Origin of the sequence: Streptomyces spinosus (assembly GCF_020400655.1) — a bacterium.
In the GTDB taxonomy this organism is placed as follows: domain Bacteria; phylum Actinomycetota; class Actinomycetes; order Streptomycetales; family Streptomycetaceae; genus Streptomyces; species Streptomyces argyrophylli.
Window position 1 is genome coordinate 39,667 of sequence record NZ_JAINRC010000023.1, and the last position, 17,639, is coordinate 57,305.

General features: G+C 71.0%; 20 protein-coding genes. 12 read left to right on the forward strand and 8 right to left on the reverse strand.

Features of this window, described 5'->3' with window-relative positions; all coding sequences use genetic code 11:
* Positions 1-299: 299 nt before the first annotated feature.
* A complete protein-coding gene (locus tag LG395_RS34820) occupies positions 300-1,064 on the forward strand; it encodes an SDR family NAD(P)-dependent oxidoreductase (protein WP_225812774.1) in 765 nt (254 codons plus the stop codon).
* A gap of 168 nt (positions 1,065-1,232) precedes the next feature.
* A complete protein-coding gene (locus tag LG395_RS34825) occupies positions 1,233-1,802 on the forward strand; it encodes an SDR family NAD(P)-dependent oxidoreductase (protein ID WP_225812775.1) in 570 nt (189 codons plus the stop codon).
* A gap of 311 nt (positions 1,803-2,113) precedes the next feature.
* On the opposite strand, the gene LG395_RS34830 is transcribed toward LG395_RS34825, so the two are convergent.
* From LG395_RS34830 to LG395_RS34840, 3 genes are all read right to left on the reverse strand, one after another.
* Positions 2,114-2,734: an FMN reductase gene (locus LG395_RS34830; protein WP_225812776.1), complete on the reverse strand. Its 621-nt coding sequence runs from the start codon at positions 2,732-2,734 to the stop codon at positions 2,114-2,116.
* Positions 2,731-3,828 carry a CE1758 family FMN-dependent luciferase-like monooxygenase gene (locus tag LG395_RS34835; RefSeq protein WP_225812777.1) on the reverse strand — a complete coding sequence of 366 codons (1,098 nt, stop codon included), beginning with the start codon at positions 3,826-3,828 and terminating at the stop codon, positions 2,731-2,733. The genes LG395_RS34830 and LG395_RS34835 overlap by 4 nt, the downstream gene beginning before the upstream one ends.
* Before the next feature lie 753 nt (positions 3,829-4,581).
* Positions 4,582-5,049, reverse strand: coding sequence for a MarR family winged helix-turn-helix transcriptional regulator (locus LG395_RS34840; RefSeq protein ID WP_225812778.1), 468 nt, complete (start codon positions 5,047-5,049; stop codon positions 4,582-4,584).
* Positions 5,050-5,331: 282 nt separating this feature from the next.
* On the opposite strand from LG395_RS34840, the gene LG395_RS34845 reads away from it, so the two are divergent.
* The 3 genes from LG395_RS34845 (at position 5,332) to LG395_RS34855 (ending at position 7,321) form a co-directional block, all read left to right on the forward strand.
* Entirely contained in the window at positions 5,332-5,808 is a 477-nt protein-coding gene (locus tag LG395_RS34845; protein ID WP_225812779.1) for a MarR family winged helix-turn-helix transcriptional regulator, read from the forward strand.
* A 182-nt stretch (positions 5,809-5,990) separates the two neighbouring features.
* The gene (locus LG395_RS34850; RefSeq protein ID WP_225812780.1) at positions 5,991-6,359 is read left to right on the forward strand and encodes a DoxX family protein; all 369 of its coding nucleotides are present in this window, start codon (positions 5,991-5,993) and stop codon (positions 6,357-6,359) included.
* Between the two features lie 146 nt (positions 6,360-6,505).
* The gene (locus LG395_RS34855) at positions 6,506-7,321 is read left to right on the forward strand and encodes an alpha/beta fold hydrolase (RefSeq protein WP_225812782.1); all 816 of its coding nucleotides are present in this window, start codon (positions 6,506-6,508) and stop codon (positions 7,319-7,321) included.
* Positions 7,322-7,431: 110 nt separating this feature from the next.
* On the opposite strand, the gene LG395_RS34860 is transcribed toward LG395_RS34855, so the two are convergent.
* Both LG395_RS34860 and LG395_RS34870 read right to left on the reverse strand, forming a co-directional pair.
* Complete coding sequence (locus LG395_RS34860) at positions 7,432-7,641, reverse strand: hypothetical protein (protein WP_225812783.1); 210 nt, start codon at positions 7,639-7,641, stop codon at positions 7,432-7,434.
* Between the two features lie 150 nt (positions 7,642-7,791).
* Positions 7,792-8,277 (reverse strand): winged helix-turn-helix transcriptional regulator, encoded by a 486-nt coding sequence (locus LG395_RS34870; protein WP_225812785.1) that lies wholly within the window; start codon positions 8,275-8,277, stop codon positions 7,792-7,794.
* A 111-nt stretch (positions 8,278-8,388) separates the two neighbouring features.
* Here LG395_RS34870 and LG395_RS34875 point away from each other — a divergent pair, with 111 nt between their 5' ends.
* The 3 genes from LG395_RS34875 to LG395_RS34885 all read left to right on the forward strand — a co-directional run bounded on the left by LG395_RS34875 (position 8,389) and on the right by LG395_RS34885 (position 11,073).
* Entirely contained in the window at positions 8,389-9,222 is an 834-nt protein-coding gene (locus tag LG395_RS34875) for an enoyl-CoA hydratase/isomerase family protein (RefSeq protein ID WP_225812787.1), read from the forward strand.
* A 93-nt stretch (positions 9,223-9,315) separates the two neighbouring features.
* Positions 9,316-10,134, forward strand: a complete 819-nt coding sequence (locus tag LG395_RS34880) for an enoyl-CoA hydratase/isomerase family protein (RefSeq protein WP_225812789.1) — start codon at positions 9,316-9,318, stop codon at positions 10,132-10,134.
* A 39-nt stretch (positions 10,135-10,173) separates the two neighbouring features.
* Positions 10,174-11,073 (forward strand): alpha/beta hydrolase, encoded by a 900-nt coding sequence (locus LG395_RS34885; RefSeq protein ID WP_225812792.1) that lies wholly within the window; start codon positions 10,174-10,176, stop codon positions 11,071-11,073.
* Between the two features lie 113 nt (positions 11,074-11,186).
* Here the strand turns inward: LG395_RS34885 and LG395_RS34890 are convergent, their stop codons facing one another.
* Entirely contained in the window at positions 11,187-11,987 is an 801-nt protein-coding gene (locus LG395_RS34890) for an enoyl-CoA hydratase/isomerase family protein (protein ID WP_225812803.1), read from the reverse strand.
* Between the two features lie 175 nt (positions 11,988-12,162).
* Between LG395_RS34890 and LG395_RS34895 the strand changes: the two genes are divergently transcribed.
* A complete protein-coding gene (locus LG395_RS34895) occupies positions 12,163-12,528 on the forward strand; it encodes a hypothetical protein (protein WP_225812805.1) in 366 nt (121 codons plus the stop codon).
* A 266-nt stretch (positions 12,529-12,794) separates the two neighbouring features.
* Here the strand turns inward: LG395_RS34895 and LG395_RS34900 are convergent, their stop codons facing one another.
* Positions 12,795-13,511 (reverse strand): alpha/beta fold hydrolase, encoded by a 717-nt coding sequence (locus tag LG395_RS34900; protein WP_225812807.1) that lies wholly within the window; start codon positions 13,509-13,511, stop codon positions 12,795-12,797.
* A gap of 95 nt (positions 13,512-13,606) precedes the next feature.
* Positions 13,607-14,455 carry an alpha/beta fold hydrolase gene (locus LG395_RS34905; RefSeq protein WP_225812808.1) on the reverse strand — a complete coding sequence of 283 codons (849 nt, stop codon included), beginning with the start codon at positions 14,453-14,455 and terminating at the stop codon, positions 13,607-13,609.
* Between the two features lie 1,088 nt (positions 14,456-15,543).
* Here LG395_RS34905 and LG395_RS34910 point away from each other — a divergent pair.
* The 3 genes from LG395_RS34910 to LG395_RS34920 all read left to right on the forward strand — a co-directional run bounded on the left by LG395_RS34910 (position 15,544) and on the right by LG395_RS34920 (position 17,540).
* The gene (locus LG395_RS34910) at positions 15,544-16,263 is read left to right on the forward strand and encodes a helix-turn-helix domain-containing protein (protein WP_372463508.1); all 720 of its coding nucleotides are present in this window, start codon (positions 15,544-15,546) and stop codon (positions 16,261-16,263) included.
* A gap of 80 nt (positions 16,264-16,343) precedes the next feature.
* Entirely contained in the window at positions 16,344-16,898 is a 555-nt protein-coding gene (locus LG395_RS34915; protein WP_225812810.1) for a dihydrofolate reductase family protein, read from the forward strand.
* Between the two features lie 129 nt (positions 16,899-17,027).
* Positions 17,028-17,540 carry a quercetin 2,3-dioxygenase gene (locus LG395_RS34920; RefSeq protein WP_225812812.1) on the forward strand — a complete coding sequence of 171 codons (513 nt, stop codon included), beginning with the start codon at positions 17,028-17,030 and terminating at the stop codon, positions 17,538-17,540.
* Positions 17,541-17,639: the final 99 nt, after the last annotated feature.

The window sequence follows — 17,639 nt, forward strand, 5'->3', positions numbered from 1 at the left end:
GACAGGGCCGCCGCCCACGACTTCGGGGACACCCGCCGGCCCGGTGGGTGACCGGAGGAGGACGAGCCCGCCCGGACCGCGCAGGCGGCAGAGAGGGCGGCGGCCGAGGTGCTGAGAGGCCCGTCCCGTCCAACACGCTCCGGTGTGCGCGTCACACGTGTGTGAGTGCGGTCACGGCGCGTCCACACGGTCGTGAATCGCTTGACGCTCGCCTGGCGCAGGCGCAAGCTTGCTTCGTCAAGCAAATGGTTGATCGATCAAAGGACCGGTCCCGACATCCTGAGGCAAGGAGAATTCCGATGGGAATGCTCGACGGGAAGGTAGTGCTCATCACCGGCAGCGCGGGCGGCATGGGGCGCGTCGCGGCACTGATCTTCGCCAGGGAGGGTGCGAAGATCGTCGGGTCGGACGTCAAGACCGACCTCAACGACGAGACGGTCGGGCTCGTCCGCGACGCGGGCGGCGAGATGACGGGGATCGCGCCGATCGACCTGACCGACCCGGAACAGGCGCGGCAGTTGGTCGAGGGCGCCGTCAGCGCCTACGGCGGACTCGATGTGGTGTACAACAACGCGGCCATGCAGCGTTTTGGCCCCATGCCGGATTTCTCGGTCGAGGACTGGCGGGCGACGGAGGCCGGCGAACTCGACATCCCGTTCTTCGTGTCGAAGTTCGCGTGGCCGCACCTGGTCCGGCGCGGCGGTGGCGTCATCATCAACGTGGCATCGGAGGCCGGCATGATCGCAGGGTCGAACCCTCCGATGGTCGCGCACACCGCAGCGAACGCCGGCGTCATCGGCATGACGCGGCAGCTCGCGCTCGAAGGAGCCCCGCACGGCATACGCGCGGTGGCGATCAGCCCCGGTCCGGTGCTGACCCCGGCCAGCGACCGGGACCTGGGTGACAACCAGGCCCTCCGGGACGCCGTCACCAGCAAGACGCTCCTCAAGCGGTTCGCCAGGCCCGAGGAGATCGTGGAGCTGGCCGCCTTCCTCGCTTCCGACCGGGCGTCGTACATCACGGGTGCCAACTACCCGGTCGACGGCGGCGCGAGCGCCTGGTAACACCGTCCGCTCGCGGTGGTTCCGACCCGTCCCCGTGGCGCCGCGCTGCCGGTGTCCCCTCGCACTCCGGCGGCGGCGCGCGCCCCGGGGGCGCCGGATCCAGGCGTCGCGCGGTGCGGGACCTGCTGCTCCCTTTCGAGCCGCGTACGCCGATGGACCGAAGACGGCATGCTCCGGGTCGGCCGCGACATCCAGGAGGACGCCAGCCGCGGGACGGTCGAACTCGTACGTAGTGCGGCTGGTGAGGCGACGCACGTCGCGCCGGTCGACCTGCGGGACCGCCTTCTCCGTCGACGACTGGAACGCCATAGTCGGCGAGCTCAACGTCCCTTTCTCGTAACCAAGTTCGCCTGGCCACATCTGGTCCGGAGCGGCGCAGGCGTCGTCCTCGACGTGGCCTCCGTCGCGGGCTCGATCGCGGGGCAGGTGCCGCCGATGGTCGCGCACTGCGCGGCGAACGCCGGCGTCGTCGGCATGACGAGGCGACTCGCGCTCGAAGGGGCGCCGCACGGCATCCGGGCAGTGTCCATCAGTCCCGGGCCCGTCAGCACGCCGGCCAGTGAACGGGATCTCGGCGACGACCAGGCGGCGCGGGACGCGGTCACCGGCAAGACACTCCTCAAGCGCTTCGCCCGCCCCGAGGAGATCGTCGAACTCGCGGCCTTTCTCGCCTCCGACCGCGCGGCGTACATCACAGGCACGGACTACCTGGTCGACGGCGGCGCCGCGGCGTGGTGAGGTGCCGCCGCGCCCCGGCCCGCCCCGGGCGACCGGCACACCCAACGGAGGCCGCACGGCGGACACTTCTTACGATTGACGCATCAAGTAACGGCTCGTAGAGTCTCGGCGACAGCGGAGAGGTGGACCGTACGCCGCCACGACCGGGGCCTGCCGTCCGCGCTCGGCTGGCACGCTGTCCCGTGCCCCCCGTCGCGGAACAGCCTCCGCACGGTGCCCCGGACGCGCTCGGCGCTCCGGGGCACCGTGCCCGCGAGGACCGTACCGGCACGGCGGTGGAACCGGCAGCCGCCGCACCGCGACGGCTCACCTCACTCCCCGCCCTCCAGTAGCCGCGCGAACGGTACGAGACCGTCGTGGGGATCCTCGACGGTCGGCGCCTCACGCCGTGCCACCGCGTCGGCGAGTTCCCGAGCAGCTCGCCCGATACGCCGCACCAGCGGGTCCTGCGTGTCGCCGCTGCCGTAGCCCCAGTCATCCGTCGCGGCGAACACCGCCGTGGGCACGACCACCGCGCGCAGGTACGCGAACAGGGGTCGCACCGCGTGTTCGAGGACGAGTGAGTGCCGCCCGGTGCCTCCGGTGGCGGCTGTCAGCACCGGCTTGTCCACCAGAGCGGTGTCTTCGAGACACTCGAAGAACATCTTGAACAACCCGCTGTACGAGGCGGTGAAGGTCGGCGTCACCACGATCAGGCCGTCGGCGGCCGTCACGGCGTCGAACGCGCGCCCCAGCCCGGGTGACGGATAGCCCGCCATCAGGTGGTTGACCAGGTCGTGCGCGTGGTCGCGTACCTCGACGACCTCGACGTCGACCTGGGCCCCGCGCCCCTCCAGCTCGGCGCGGACACCGTCGGTGAGCCGGTCGGCGAGCATCCGGGTCGTGGACGGCAGCCGCAGGCCGGCCGACACCACGGCGAGCGTGCGCTTCATCGTCCGCCCTCAGCGCCTGCGAGTCCGGCCGCCGCGCCCACGGAGGGATGCACGGGGGCGTCCGGCACGTGGGCGGGCCGGCTCCTGGCGAACTCCTTGCGCAGGACGGGCACGATCTCGCCCAGCGATTCGATCTGCTCCAGCACGGTCCTGTGCGGGACGCCGATGCCGTCGACGTTGAACAACTGCCGCTGGTAGTCGCCGCCCGCGTTCTCGCGGTAGGCGAGAACGCGCTCGATCACCTGTTGCGGGCTCCCGACGACCACCGCCGTCTGGGCCATCGTGTCCTCCAGCGACGGACCGTTCCCGTACGCGGCGGAGCCGTCGAAGTAGGGGCGGAACTCCCGCACGGCGTCCTGCGAGTTCCTGCGCACGAACAGGTGGGCGGCGAGGCCGACGACGGCGTGGTCGGCGGGGCCGTGTCCGTAGTGCTCGAAGCGGCTCCGGTAGAGGTCGACCAGCCTGCGCACGTGTTCCTTGGGCCAGAAGAGGTTGTTGTGGAAGAAGCCGTCACCGTAGTACGCGGCCTGTTCGGCGATCTCCGGGCTGCGGATGGACGCGTGCCAGACGAAGGGCGGAACACCGCCGAGCGGGCGCGGAGTGGAGGTGAAGCCCTGAAGCGGGGTACGGAACCGTCCGGTCCAGTCCACCACGTCCTCACGCCACAGCCGGTGCAGCAGGGCGTAGTTCTCCACGGCCAGTTCGATGCCGTTGCGGATGTCCTGGCCGAACCAGGGATAGACCGGGCCGGTGTTGCCACGGCCGAGCATCAGGTCGACCCGGCCGTCCGCGAGGTGTTGCAGCATCGCGTAGTCCTCGGCGATCTTCACCGGGTCGTTGGTGGTGATCAGTGTGGTGGACGTCGACAGCAGGATCCGTTCGGTCCGTGCCGCGATGTGCCCGAGCAGCGTGGTGGGGGAGGACGGGACGAAAGGAGGGTTGTGGTGCTCGCCGATCGCGAAGACGTCCAGCCCGACGTCCTCCGCGAGCTTCGCGTACTCCACGAGTGCCTTGATCCGCTCGTGCTCCGTGGGCGTCCGCCCGGACAGCGGGTCGCGAGCCACGTCACCCACGCCGAAGATCCCGAAGTGCATATGTGTGTCCTGCCTGTCGTGTCGACGGCTGTGCCGGCCGCCGTGATGGACTGAGGGTTCCCCGGCTGAGTCACCGGTTGCTCTCGGCCGGCGCGCGATGCGCCGTGCGGGACGCGACAGCGGTACGGGGCTGTCCGCGGTGCGGACGCCGCGGTGAGGACCGCGGCGTCGTCGGCCGCCACCGGCCGGACGGCACTCGGGCCGGCCGCTTTCAGTTCCGGCCGGGCCGGACTGCCGTCCGGTCGTCGCCGCTTCCGAGGAGGGCGGCGGGTGGCATCAGGGGCGTGCCCGCCGGTCGACGGTGACGGCCGTGCCCCACGAAGTCGCCGGCGGGAGCGCACCGGTCCTCGTCGGCGTGTGTGCCACGGTGCCGGCCGGTGCCCCCGAATGTGAGGACACGCGTGGTCCGAGGGTGCTCTGACGGGACGTCGGTGATGCTGGCAGCCATCTCGATTTCCTACGTGGTGTGCACTGCTGGGCAGTGGAGAACGATCGGGTGTCCGGCGGGCCGCGTGCGCTCGTCAGGTGTGAGCCATCGCCGCTGACGAAACCGGAGGCGCGGCGCCGAGGAACTTGCTACGCGAAGCAAATATAACCACGTATCTCGTCGGCCGTCCCACCGGAACCTGTGCCGTACGCCACACGGGGCACACCCGGCGCGGTCCTGTAAGGAGTACGCACGCCTCCGTGGTGGCCGGGGGGGGTGAACGCCGCCCCGGCCGGGCCGGCCGTGCGCCGGCCGGGGCGCGGGGATCAGACGGCGACGTTCCGCAGGGCGGCGGCGAGCTTGGCGAGGTCGAAACCCTCCAGATGGTCGAGGAAGTGCCGGCGTATGGCGGCGAGCGCGCTCGGCCACGCCTCCTCCAGGCGTGTCAGCCCGCTGTCGGTGAGGTAGGCGTGCCAGCTGCGGCCGTCCTGGTCGCACCGCACGCGCTGGATGTAACCCTGGCCCTCCAGGCGGTGCACGACCCGGGTCATGCCGCTGAGCGACATCTCACAGGCGCCGGCGAGGACGCCCATGCGCATCTGCCGGCCGGGCGCCTCGGACAGGTGCATCAGCGTCAGGTACTCCGTGTTGGACATCCGCTGCTCACGCATCATGTCGGCGTCGATCGCGCGCGGCAGGGCGTAGATCAGACAGGGAAGGGACCGCACGACGGCCTCTTCGTCCGCGGACAGCGGGCGAACGCCGTCTGTGGTTGCTGCGGGCTTCGGTGCCATGGTCACATCCTCGTGTTTCGCTCGATGAACGCTACGCCGACCGATCGGGGTGGACTCGGCTTCCCCGGTGGCGGGGCATCGCACCCTTTACTTGACGTTACAATCTTCGATGGTAGATTGCTTGTCGCAGCAAGTATATCCCGGACCGTCGCCGGGTTGCGCCTTCGCGAAGGGTCTCGGCATGACCAAGATCAGACAGCACCCGGCCGGCCGGGCGGGACGGGCCGCTCCCGCCGCCCCGGCCCGGTCGTCCCGGGCCCTCGGACACGTACGGTGGGGAGCATGTCCTCCGACGCACGGCGTTCGAAGCCCGCTGACCGGGAACCGCGTCCTCTCACCGCGGACGAGGAGGCCGTCGTCCGGGCGCTCGACCGCGTCATCCACGCCATGCCGCGCGCCGTCGACGCCGACATGGTCCGGGAGCAGCGGCTCCCTCTCGTCGAATACCTGGCGCTGATGAACCTCTCGGAGGCCCCGGACCGGCAGATGCGCATGGGTGACCTCGCCGCCGCGGTGGAGATGTCGGTCAGCGGTCTGACGCGGCTGGTGGACCGCCTGGAGCGGCGGGGGCTCGTGCGGCGGGTCAGGTCGGCGGAGGACGCCCGCGGCTGGCACGCGAGCCTCACCGACGCGGGGTTCGCCCGGCTGGAGAAGGCCTGGCCGACCAACCTGGCATCCGTCCGACGCCACTTCCTCGACCACCTCGCGGGCCTGGACCTCGCCGGGCTGGCGGCGGCTCTGCGCAAGATCGGCACCTGAGGGCGCGAGCGCCCGCCCTGCCCGGCTCGGGTCACCGTGTGCCGATCCGGGCGTGGGCTCGTGCGTTCCCTCCCTCAAGACGCCCCGCTCCGCGCCGCGCCTACGCGCGGGGGCAGGGCGCGCGAGCACCCTCATCCGTTTCGACCCAACGTTCTTCATCCCATCTCAACGTCAGGACTGTCATGTACATTGCCGCTGTTGTTCTCAGCGTCCTCCTCGCCCTTCTTTCCCTCGCCGCCGGCGTACCCAAGGTGCAGCTGAAGGGCGATGTGCCGAACGGCCTCGTGGCAAAGGGACTCGGCACCGGGCTGGTCCGCTTCATCGGCCTCGCCGAGGTGGCCGCGGCGGTGGGACTCGTCGTGGGCATCTGGTGGCAGCCCCTGGGCATCGCCGCGGCCGTCGGCATGGCCGTCCTGTTCCTGGGAGCGATCAGGTACCACGTCAAGTGGGGCGACTACGGCGACAGCGCGAGCCGTGGCGGCGCCATGGCTCCGGTGCTCTTCCTCGTCGTCGCGGTGGCGGCCGCCCTCACCCTCGCCGCCTCGCAGTGAGACCCGCGGCGCGGGCGACGCCGTCCCGGCCGGCCCGCCCGTGCGTGGAGCCCGGTCCGGGCCCGGCCTGACCGGACGCGCCGCGCCACACGTTCGCGGCCGCCGGGCGGAGTCCGGACGCATCGCCATACAGGGAGGGAAGCGCCGTGAGGGAACGACGGATCGACATCGCGGGTCAGGACATCACCTACAGGACGTCGGAGGGTGACGGACGGACCGTCGTCCTCCTGCACGGCAACTCCTCGTCGGCCCGGGTCTGGGACCCCTTGCTGCACGGCACCTTCGGGGAGCGGTTCCGGTGCCTGGCACCCGACCTGCCGGGGCACGGCGGCTCAGCGCCCGCGCGGCATCCCGAGGACTACTCGCTGCCGGGCTACGCCTCCCTCCTCGCGTCCTTCGTCGGCGAGACGGACGCCGAGGACGCCGTCGTCGTCGGATGGAGCCTGGGAGGGCACATCGCACTGGAGGCGGCGGAGCGGCTGCCCGGCGCCACCGGGTTCGCCCTCGTCGGCACTCCGCCCGTCGGGCGCGTCACCGACGTGGGCAGGGCGTTCCTCCCGAACCCCGCGATGAACGTGGGTTTCACCGCGGAGGTCGACGCCGAGGCGGCCCGGGGTTTCGCCACGGCCTTCCTCGCGCCCGGCTCCACCCTGTCCACCGACGCCTTCGTCGCCGACGTGCTCGCCACCGACGGCAGGGCTCGTGCCGGCCTCCTGGCGTGCATCGAGTCGGGGAACTTCGCCGACGAGGCCGCCGTCGTGGCGGAGCTGACGCGGCCCCTCGCGGTACTGCACGGCGAGGGCGAACAACTGGTCAGCCTGGACTACCTGCTCGGTCTCACCATGCCGACGCTCTGGCGCGGCGCGGTGCAGATCCTGCCCGGTGCCGGGCACGCCCCCCACGTGGAGGCGCCGTGGGACTTCGCGGACACGCTGACCCGGTTCGTGACCGAGGTGGGCTGACCGGTCGCCTCGCCGCGGGTGCCCTCGTCGGGACACCCGCACCATGGGCGAAGTGTCCCGCGCTGGACGGACCCCGCCCCGCAAGGATGACCTGCGGGACGGGGCTCGGGTCACCGCTCCCGCGAGTTCGGCAGGCCGGGGGCCGGGACGCCCCGGCTCCGCGGCGCCAGGAGCAGCGCGACGAGCCCGCCGCGGTCAGGGCCAGGTCGGTCAGGGCGGGGGAGGCTCCACACCTCCAGGTGGGCGAGAAGGCGCTCGGCCAGGGGCACCAGGCCGAGCAGCAGCAGGGCCGCGCCCGGCCTGAGCATCCCGACGGTCAAGACACATGTCTCCCACGTCCTGACCAAGCTCGAACTGAACAACCGGGTCCGGATCGCCCTCGTCGTCCACCGGCCCGGTCCGCTCTGACCGGGCGGGCCGGCTCGCCTCGACCCACCGGACGCCTCCGGGCCGCGCCTTGCCGCCGGGTGCTACGCCACCGGCCGCTCGGCATCCGTCTCGACCGGTGAGGCCAGGTCGACGTCTTCCAGCGGCGTCTCCCGGCCGGTCTCGTCGACGAAGGCGACACGCAGGGGGCGGCCGCTCGACCTGCTGCCCCGGCGCACCAGCGGGCCGTCGGGGTGCGGGCAGTACTGGTCTCCCCACTGCTGGAGCGCGCCGAAGACCACCATGAGTTCACGCCCCGCGGGGGTCAGGTGGTAGGCCATCCGCGACCGGGTGCCCGTCTCCTGGTAGGGCCGCTTGTCCAGCACTCCGCCGTCCACCAGGACGCCGAGCCTCTGGGTGAGGACATCGCTCGCCACGTGCAGGCGTTCCCTGAACTCCGAGAAACGGGTCGCTCCGTTCAAGGCCTCCCGCAGTATCAGCAGACTCCACCGGTCGCCGAAGACCTCCAGCGAGCGAACGATGGAGCAACGTGCCTCACCTGTCGGGGCTGCATGGCTTCTTCTCGGCATACCCCCATCCTACCGCTGAGACGTGTTTTCCAATCCAGATGCTAGATTGGAAAACAGGTCCCAGGCTCGGCATCCCCGGAGGTCACCGTTAACGCACAGCAGCGCCTCGTGATGGACAGGTCGGATCCCCGGGTGTGGCGGATCACCTTCGACCATCCGCCGCTCAACCTCATCGACCGCCACACCATCAGCGAACTGACCGCTCTCGTCGAAGAGTTGGAGCAGGATCCCGACGTGCGCGTCGTGGTCTTCGACAGCGCCGTCCCGGACTTCTTCCTGGCGCACTACGACGTCGACGCCCCGCTGCCCCAGAGCCCGCCGCCGGCCGGGCCCACGGGTCTTCCCCCATGGCTGGACGTACTGGCGCGGATCGCCGAGGGCCCGTTCGTCTCGATCGCCAAGATCCGGGGACGCGCCCGTGGCGCGGGCAGCGAGTTCGTCCTGGCGTGCGACATGAGGTACGCCGGCCGGGAGAACGCGGTGCTGTCCCAGCCCGAGATCGGTCTGGGACTCGTCGCGGGCGGCGCACCCACGCACCGTCTGCCCTTCCTCACCGGCCGCGGCCGGGCACTGGAGATCATGCTCACCGGCCAGGACTACGACGCCGACCTCGCCGAGCGCTACGGCTATGTCGACCGGGCGGTCCCGGACTCCGACCTCGACACGCTCGTCACGGACGTCGCGGAGCGCATCGCCTCCTTCGACAAGGTCGCGCTCGTCGAGGTGAAGGACTTCGTCGGCGAGGTCTCGCTTCCCGCCCACGCCCTCCAGGCCCGTACCGGCCGCGCGTTCTGGACCTCCGCGGCCCGCCCGGCCAGCCGGCGCCGGCTCGACGCCGCGCGCGAACAGGGACTGGGCAGGCCCGGCGACTTCGAGATGCGCATGGGGCGGCACCTGCCGGGCCTCGACCGCCCGGCCGCCCCCGAGGGCCGCCCCTCGTCGTGACCACGTCCCCCCTGCCCCGGCCCGGTCAGGCGCGGCACGAGCGGCACGGCACGGCTCCGGAAACACACGTACACCCCAACCGAGGAGACACCCATGAGCACCCACGAACAGTTCGCCGTCGAAGAGGTCGGTCCGTCCTACTGGCGGGTGACCTTCTCCAACGGCGAGATCAACCTGATCGACCCCGACACCATCGAGCAGCTGGCCGAGCTGGTCACCCGCATCGAGCAGGCCCCGGAGCTGACCGCCGTCGTCTTCCGCAGCGCCAACCCCGACTTCTTCATGGCGCACTGGGACATGCTGGCCGACCGGTCCCGCGTCGCCGCGATGCGGCCGGCCCCCTCCGGCCTCCACCCGTTCGCCGACAACCTGTACCGGCTCGGGAAGGTCCCCGCCGTCACCATCACCGAGCTCAACGGCCGCGCCCGCGGCGCCGGCAGCGAGTTCGCCCTGGCGACCGACATCCGCTTCGCCGGACCGGGTGCCGTCCTCGGCCAGTTCGAGGTCGGCGTCGGATCCGTCCCCGGAGGGAACCCCAGTGGCCGGCTGCCCCACCTGGTGGGCCGCGGGCGCGCGCTGGAGATCCTGCTCGGCGCCGACGACTTCCCCGCCGGCCTCGCGGCGGCGTACGGCTACGTCAACCGCGTCCTGCCGGACGGTGAACTGGAGCGGTTCGTCGACGGCTTCGCCCGCCGTGTCGCGGGGTTCGACAAGACGGCGATCACCCGGACCAAGGCCCTCGTCGACGCGGAGTCCCTGCCCGCCGAGGAGTCCTACGGCGCCAGCCTGCAGGCCTTCTTCCAGACCTCCGGACGCCCCGAGAACGCCCACCGCGTCCGCTCCCTGTTCGAGCGCGGGCTCCAGCGACCCGACGGCGTGGAACTCGACCTCGGCCGCCACGTTGCCCAGTAGGACACACGCGGGCCGTCACGGACCCGGAAAGGTATGCGCATGACCTTCACCCGTCACGACGTCGGGATACCGGCGGAAGGGGCGACCCTCGGGGCCTGGCTCTTCGTGCCCGACCACGCCGGCACGCCGCTGCCGGCCATCACCATGGCCATCGGGCTCGGCGGGATCAAGGACCAGGGACTCGAACCCTTCGCCAGGGCCTTCGCCGAGGCAGGCTTCGTCGTCCTGGCCCACGATCACCGCACCTTCGGTTCCAGCACCGGAACGCCGCGCCACGATGTCGACCCGTGGCAGCAGGTCGCGGACTGGCGCCGGGCGATCTCCTACCTGGAGGCACGGCCGGAGGTCGACGCGGACCGCATCGGTCTGTGGGGCACCAGCTTCGCCGGCGGCCACGCCCTGGTGCTCGGTGCCACCGATCGCCGGCTGCGTGCCGTCGTGGCGCAGGTACCCATCGTCAGCGGCATGGAGATCGGCCTGCGTCGCGTCCTGCCGGAGCACCAGGCGCAGATCGAACGGCGTTACGACGACGACGAGCGCGCGCAGTTGCGGGGGGAGGACCCGGTGACGGTCACGATCGTCAGCGAGGACCCGGCCGTTCCCGCTCTGTACCACGCTCCCGACGTCGTCGACTTCTACCTCCGGCCGTACGACTCCGACGTCCCGTGGGAGAACAGGCTGACGCTGCGATCGAGCCGCAACAGCCGTATGTACGAACCCGGGGTGTACATCAACCGGATCTCCCCCACGCCCCTGCTGATGATCGTGGGCCGTGCCGACACCATGACGCCGGCCGACATGGCACTCGCCGCGTACGAGCGCGCGCTGGAGCCCAAGCGGCTGGAGCTGATCCCGGGCGGACACTTCGCGCCGTACCTGGAGGAGTTCGACGCGGCCAGCGGCGCGGCCGTCGACTGGTTCGCGCGGCACCTGTCCTGAGGACGCGACGTCCGGCGGTGACCGGCCGGGGCGCCGCGCAGAGGCCCACCGGACGCCCGGTGGGCCTCTGTCGCGTCACGAACGCGGGAGCAGTGGTGCGGGCCGGCGGACGGTCACAGCCCGGCGACGTGGTCGCCGAGGTCGTACTCGACGTCGCCACGTTGCTGCAGGCCCCGCTGGAGCAGCCGGCCGATCCTGTCGTGCGCCTCCGGCCAGGTCAGCGAGGCGCGGAAGGTGTCCTGGCCGGCCGTCAGGTCCGCTTCGGACGGCAGGGTGGACCGGTTGATCAGGGCCTTCACCTCCGAGAGCGGCCGGCGGTCGAAGGACGCGATCCGGGTGGCGAGGCGGTCCACGTAGGCGTCCAGTTCGGCGTCGGGGAGCGCCCGGTTGATCCAGCCGTACCGCTCCGCCGTCTCGGCGTCGAAGTCGTCGGCGCCCGCGATGATCTCCAGCGCGCGCCCCCGTCCGACCAGCAGCGGCAGCCGTTCCGGGGCCCCGCCCCCGGGTGTGACGCCCACCCCCACCTCGGGCTGTCCCAGCACGGCGTTCTCCCTGGCGGCGAAGCGCATGTCACACGCCAGGGCGAACTCGTTGCCCACCCCGCGCGCCCGGCCGCGGAGGGAGGCGATGCTGATGACCCGGGAGCGGGCCATGCGTCCCGCGACCTCCAGCCAAGTGGGGCCCGTGTACGGCTCACTGGGCGGGAGCATGTCGAAATGAGCGAGGAAGAAGTCGGGGTCCGCGCTGTCGAAGACGACGACCTTGAGGTCGTCGTCCGCCTCCATGCGGTCAAGGAGATCCCCCAGCGCGGCGAAGAGTTCGAAGGTCACCAGGTTGATCGGGGGGCTGTCGAACGTCACGCGCCAGTAGGAGGGCGAACGCGGAGCCACCCGGAACGGCAAGGAAGTGCTCATGAAACATATCTTAAATATCTTTCGCGTGTTTTTCTCCGCTCAAGGTGTGACGGACGTCAATTCGATTGTCAGTTGCGGGAGTTGAGAATTCCCCTCATGCTTGACGAGTCAAGTAAACGGAGTGCGTTGCCGCAAGGTGGCGCATCACCGATGGACCAGCGCAAAGGAGCGCACCATGAACATGCGCAGGAGCACGCGTCTCACGGCTGCCGCCGTCAGCCTCTCGGGAGCGGCGCTGCTCGTGGGCGGGGCCCTCGCACAACCCGCCGCCGCAGTCGAACTCCCTTGGGGGCAGGCCAACTTCTACACCGGTACGAATCTCACCGGGACGGTGTACCCCATCCCGGCCACCGACACAGCGTGCACGAACCTTCCGGAACCGATGCTGTCCGTGGCCAACTTCAAGTACGCCAACGTGGAGATCTTCAAGGGCAAGGACTGCACGGACGGCCTCGGCAACGTCACCGGTCTGCACTGGTGGAACCCGCCGGCCCCGGTCTACAGCTACCGCGTCCTGCCCGCCTGGCCTCCGGCTCAGTGATCCCCTCGGGTCACGACGGCGACCGGTGCCGGCGGCCGGCCCCGGCCCCGCTGCCCTGAGCGCGGGGTGATGCGCCGCGCCGCCCGTCACCCGGCCTGGACGGCATGGAGCCCCGCTGGACGTTCTCCAGCGGGGCCTGTGCGGGCGGGTTGGCCGAGGTCAGGGTCGCGCGGGCACCGTTCGTGCCTCCGGTCGCCCGGCACTGGTGGCCGGCCGGGCTACCAGTGCCCGCGTGCGTGACCGTTGCGCGGTGGGGCTGTGGGCGGTCAGCGGGTGACGGTGCGGGCGGCCTGTTCGATCAGGTCGGCCACGGCACCCGGCTGGGAGACGGAGACGGCGTGGGAAGCGTCGATCTCGACGGTGTGGGCGTGGGCGCGCTCGGCCATGAAGCGCTGAACGGCCGGCGGGATGTTGTAGTCCTGCGTGGCGATCAGGCTCCACGAGGGAATGGTCTTCCAGGCGGGCTCGGTGGCCTTCTCCTCGAGCGCGTTCGCGGCGATGGGGCGCTGGGTGGCGGCCATGAGGTCGGTGGTCGGCGTCGGTACGTCGGCGGCGAACTGGTCGTGGAACTTGTCGGCCTTGATGTACAGGTCGGTCCGGGTGCCGTTGCCGACCGGGTCGAGGTTGGGGCCGAGGGTGCTGCCGGGGAACTTGCCGGACAGCTCCAGTGCGCTCTCGCCCGCCTCGGGGATGAAGGCGGCGATGTAGACGAGGGCCTTGACCTGGGCGTTGCCGGTGGCGGCCTGGCTGATCACGGCGCCGCCGTAGGAGTGGCCCACCAGGACGACGGGGCCCTGCACGCTGGTGAGGTAGTCGCGCAGACCGTCGGCGTCCTCGGCCAGTCCGCGCAGCGGGTTGGCGGGTGCCACCACCGGATAGCCCGCGTGCCGCAGCCGCTCGATGACGCCGTTCCAGCTGGAGGCGTCCGCGAACGCTCCGTGGACCAGGACGACCGTGGGCTTGTTCTCCGGCTTGCTGTTCATGGTGTGTCCTCTTCTCGTGCGGTGGTACGGAGGTCGGTGCCCGCGACTGCCGTGCCCGGCTCCGGTCGTCCCGGTGCCGGAGGGGGTGCGCGGGGTCAGCGGGTGGTGCCGCGGGCGGCCTGCTCGATGAGGTGGGTGACCGCGGCCGGCCGGGAGACGGAGACGGCGTGGGAGGCGGCGATCTCGACGGTGTGGGCGTGGGCGCGCTTGGCCATGAAGCGCTGGGCGGCCGGCGGGATGTTCTTGTCCTGGGTGGTGACCAGGTCGAAGGAGGGGATGGTCTTCCAGGCGGGCTCGGTGGCCTTCTCCTCCAGGGCGCTCGCGGCGATGGGGCGCTGGGTGGCGGCCATGAGGTCGGTGGTCGGCCTGGGTACGTCGGCGGCGAACTGGTCGTGGAACTTGTCGGCCTTGATGTACAGGTCGGTGCCGGTGCCGCCGCCGGGGAGGGGGAAGGTGACGGGGTTGAGGTTCTCGCCGAGGGTGCTGCCGGGGAACTTGTTGGACAGTTCCAGTGCGCTTTCCCCCTTGTCGGGGAGGAAGGCGCCGATGTAGACCAGCGCCTTGACGTTCGGGTCGCCGGTCGCGGCCTCGCTGATCACCGCGCCGCCGTAGGAGTGGCCGACGAGGACGACCGGCCCCTTGACGCTCTCCAGGACGCTGCGGACGTAGGCGGCGTCGTCGGCCAGTCCGCGCAGCGGGTTGGCGGGTGCCACCACCGGATAGCCCTCGTGCTGAAGCCGCTTGACGACGCCGTTCCAGCTGGAGGCGTCCGCGAAGGCGCCGTGGACCAGGACGACGGTGGGCTTCTCGCCCGCGGCGCGGTGCTCGGCCCTTGCCGCGCTGGCGGGAGTGGTGACCGTCAGTGTGAGGGCCGAGACTCCGGCGACGGCGCCCAGCACGGCGATGCGCTTGCGGGTGGGGCGGAAGACGGTCTTCAGGTCCATGGTGGCTCTCCTCGGGCAGTGGGCGTGCAAGGGACGTGTCTTCCGGGGCGGTTCCGCCCCGTGGCGACGTGGAAAAACATAGCGCGCGATTAAGTTGTGCACAACTCAACTGGGCGCCTTCGTTGTGTCGACCGTGTTGTCGGTCCCGAGCCACGTGCCGGGAACGGGTTCACCCGCACTGCCGACCGGGCAACGGCGCGCCTTCCGGGCCGACTTGGGATAGCTGAGGGGCGCTCGGCCGACGGCCCGGCCCACGAGACTGAGGTGGAGGCCTGTAAGTTATCCCGCAAATGGTTGATTCAGCAAGCAAATTGCGGACGGCGCGGGGTGCTGTCGAGGCCTGGCAGGGTCTTGCCGGTCAGATGCCGAACCGGACACGTGTGCCGGCCGGGACGTGTCGAGGGCGCTGCCGTTGGCCCACATGTCCTGGGACGCACCGGCGCGACCGCAGGGAACCGAGCCGCCGGGGTCCGCACGAATCGACGGATCACCGGGCAGTGGTCATACGCGTGCCTTCGGCGGTCAGGGTCTCCTCCACGGCGGGGTCGGCCACGCCTGCTCGAGCATCGCGGCGAAGACGGCCGCCTTGCCACGGAACCCATGTCCGGGCTGCCGGCCGCCGTCCTGGAGATGGCACTGGCGATGGCGGCCGAGGTGGTCAAGCTCCTCCTCGTCGTACGGGGCTGACGCGCGGCTCCCGGTCGATCACCGGCCCGCGGCATGGTGCTCGCGCGTCGTCGGCCCGGAAGCCGGCGCCCGCCGCCGACCGGGCCCAGCGGTGGCACCGGTATCGGGATACCGAATCGTCCGCCATGGCTTCGGATGACGTGCGGCGTTGCGGAAACACCCCACCTGCTCGTCCTGCGTGAGCAGTTCCTGATCGTGCTGAGGACGAGACGGACCAGGCCCAACTCGCCGGGGCACCGTCACGCGGACAGGCTGAAGGGCGCCACCCGAGGAGGGATCGCCTTCCGGCCGGCCGTGGAGACTGCCGCTGACCGAATGCGAAGGACGCCGGCGAGCTGACAGGATGCTGCGGAACGTGCCATGGCCGGGCCAGGGCCTGTGCTGGAGCTGGGGGGACCGGAGTGGGCTTGGTGATCGAGAGTCGGCCGTCGGAGCTGGCGTACGTGGAACGAGTGTGGCGCAGCCGCAGCGAAGACGTCTGCCGGATGATGTCCGTGGCGACGCCGCACTGGGAGCTGGTGTTCTGGGAGCACCGAGGTGAGGCGCAGGCCGCGGTGCTGGGCCCGGAGGCGAAGGCGTCGCCCGCACCGGTCCCGGAGGATTCCGTCTTCTTCGGGATCAGCTTCGCCCTGGGGACGTCGATGCCCCACGTCCCGGTCAGCCGGCTGGTGGGCGGCAGCGCGGAGATCCCCGACGTGACGAGGCGCTCGCTGTGGCTGAAGGGGTCGGCCTGGCACGTCCCCGACTACGACAACGCCGAGGCGTTCGTGCGCCGCATGGTGCGCGAGGGCATCGTGGACGTGGACCCGGTCGTCCCCGCGGTGCTCGGCGGCTCCGGCCCGGACGTGTCCGAGCGGACGGTACAGCGGCGCTTCGTCGCGGCGACCGGCCTGACCCAGGGCGCCGTCCGGCAGATCCACCGCGCCCGCCAGGCGGCGGTGCTGATCCAGGAGGGCGTGCCGGCCCAGGAGGTCACGCACCGCCTGGGGTACTTCGACCAGCCGCACCTGGCGCGGTCCCTGAAACGGTATGTGGGAAGGACCGCCACCCAGCTGAGCGCACCGGACGCGACGGAACCGCTGTCGCTTCTGTACAAGACCTCGCTCCCGGCACCCGACTAACGTCCCCGACGTGGCCGACGGGTCGCCCCGCCCCGGCCGGGGCGGAGGGAGAACCCCTCGGCATCACTCGTGGAGGAATCATGCGCAAGCTCGTATCGGGTCTGTTCGTCTCGCTCGACGGTGTCGCCCAGTCGCCCAACGAGTGGCAGTTCGCGTTCGACGAGGAGATGGGCGCCGCGCTGGCCGGCACGTTGGAGACGGCCGACACGATCCTGCTGGGCGGGGTGACGTTCACCGAGTGGGCCGGGTACTGGCCGACGGTCACCAGCGGTGAGGACGCCGGTTTCGCGAAGTGGATCAACGAGTCGCCCAAGTACGTCGTCTCCTCCACGCTGGACGGCGTCGAGGACTGGGCGAACAGCACGCTGATCAGGGGTGACCTCGTGACCGCCGTCAAGGAGCTCAAGTCGGGCGAGGGCAAGGACATCACCGTCGCGGGCAGCCCCACGCTGGTCCGCTCGCTCCTGGAACTCGACCTGCTCGACGAACTCGTGCTGCTCATCCACCCGGTAGTGGCCGGTGAAGGCCGCAAGAAGCTGTTCACCGACGACGCCCCCATGAAGAGGCTCCAGTTGGTCGAGGCCCGGCCGACGAGCAGCGGAGTGATCATCGCGACCTACCGCCCGGAACGCTGAACCTCGGAACACGTATTTGACACGACAAGGAAATGTGCGTTTCGATGCTGGGCACCGGCCGCCATGACTGCCCTCGCACCCGGTCCGGCGCGGAGGTGGCCGGCGTCGCACCGACCATCGGAGCAACCCATGAGCTTCCTGCTGAACGAAGTGGCACCCGACGACCCGATGTGGGACAGGCGCGGCGCGCTCTACGTCCCGGCCGGCGAAGGTCCGACCGTGTGGGGCGCGGACGACGTCTACACGGTCAAGGCCACAGGCGCGCAGACCAACGGGAACATCGGCTTCATCGAGGCGACCATTCCGGCCGGCGGCGGCCCGATCCCACACGCGCACACGAAGGAGGACGAGACCTTCTACGTGCTGGACGGGCAGCTGGAGTTCATCGACGGCGACCACGTCTTCACCGCCGTGGCGGGCGACTTCATCCACGTGCCGAAGGGGGTACGGCACGGATTCAGGAACACGGGCGTGCACGCCGCCAGGCTGCTGTTCATCTACACGCCGCCCGGGCTGGAACAGCTCATGCTGGACCACAGCACGCCCGCGCGCCCGGGGGAGACGCCGCCGCCCATCGACGAGGCCATGGCTGCGCGCGCCGAGCAGGTGATCGAGCGGTCGGGCACCATCATGCTGCCGTGACCGCAGCGGCATCTCCGCAGACCGAGTGACGGAGCGGGTCTTCACGCCGCTGACGGCCCAGGCCGACGCCGAGGAGGATCTGGCCTGGGCGGTGCCGGC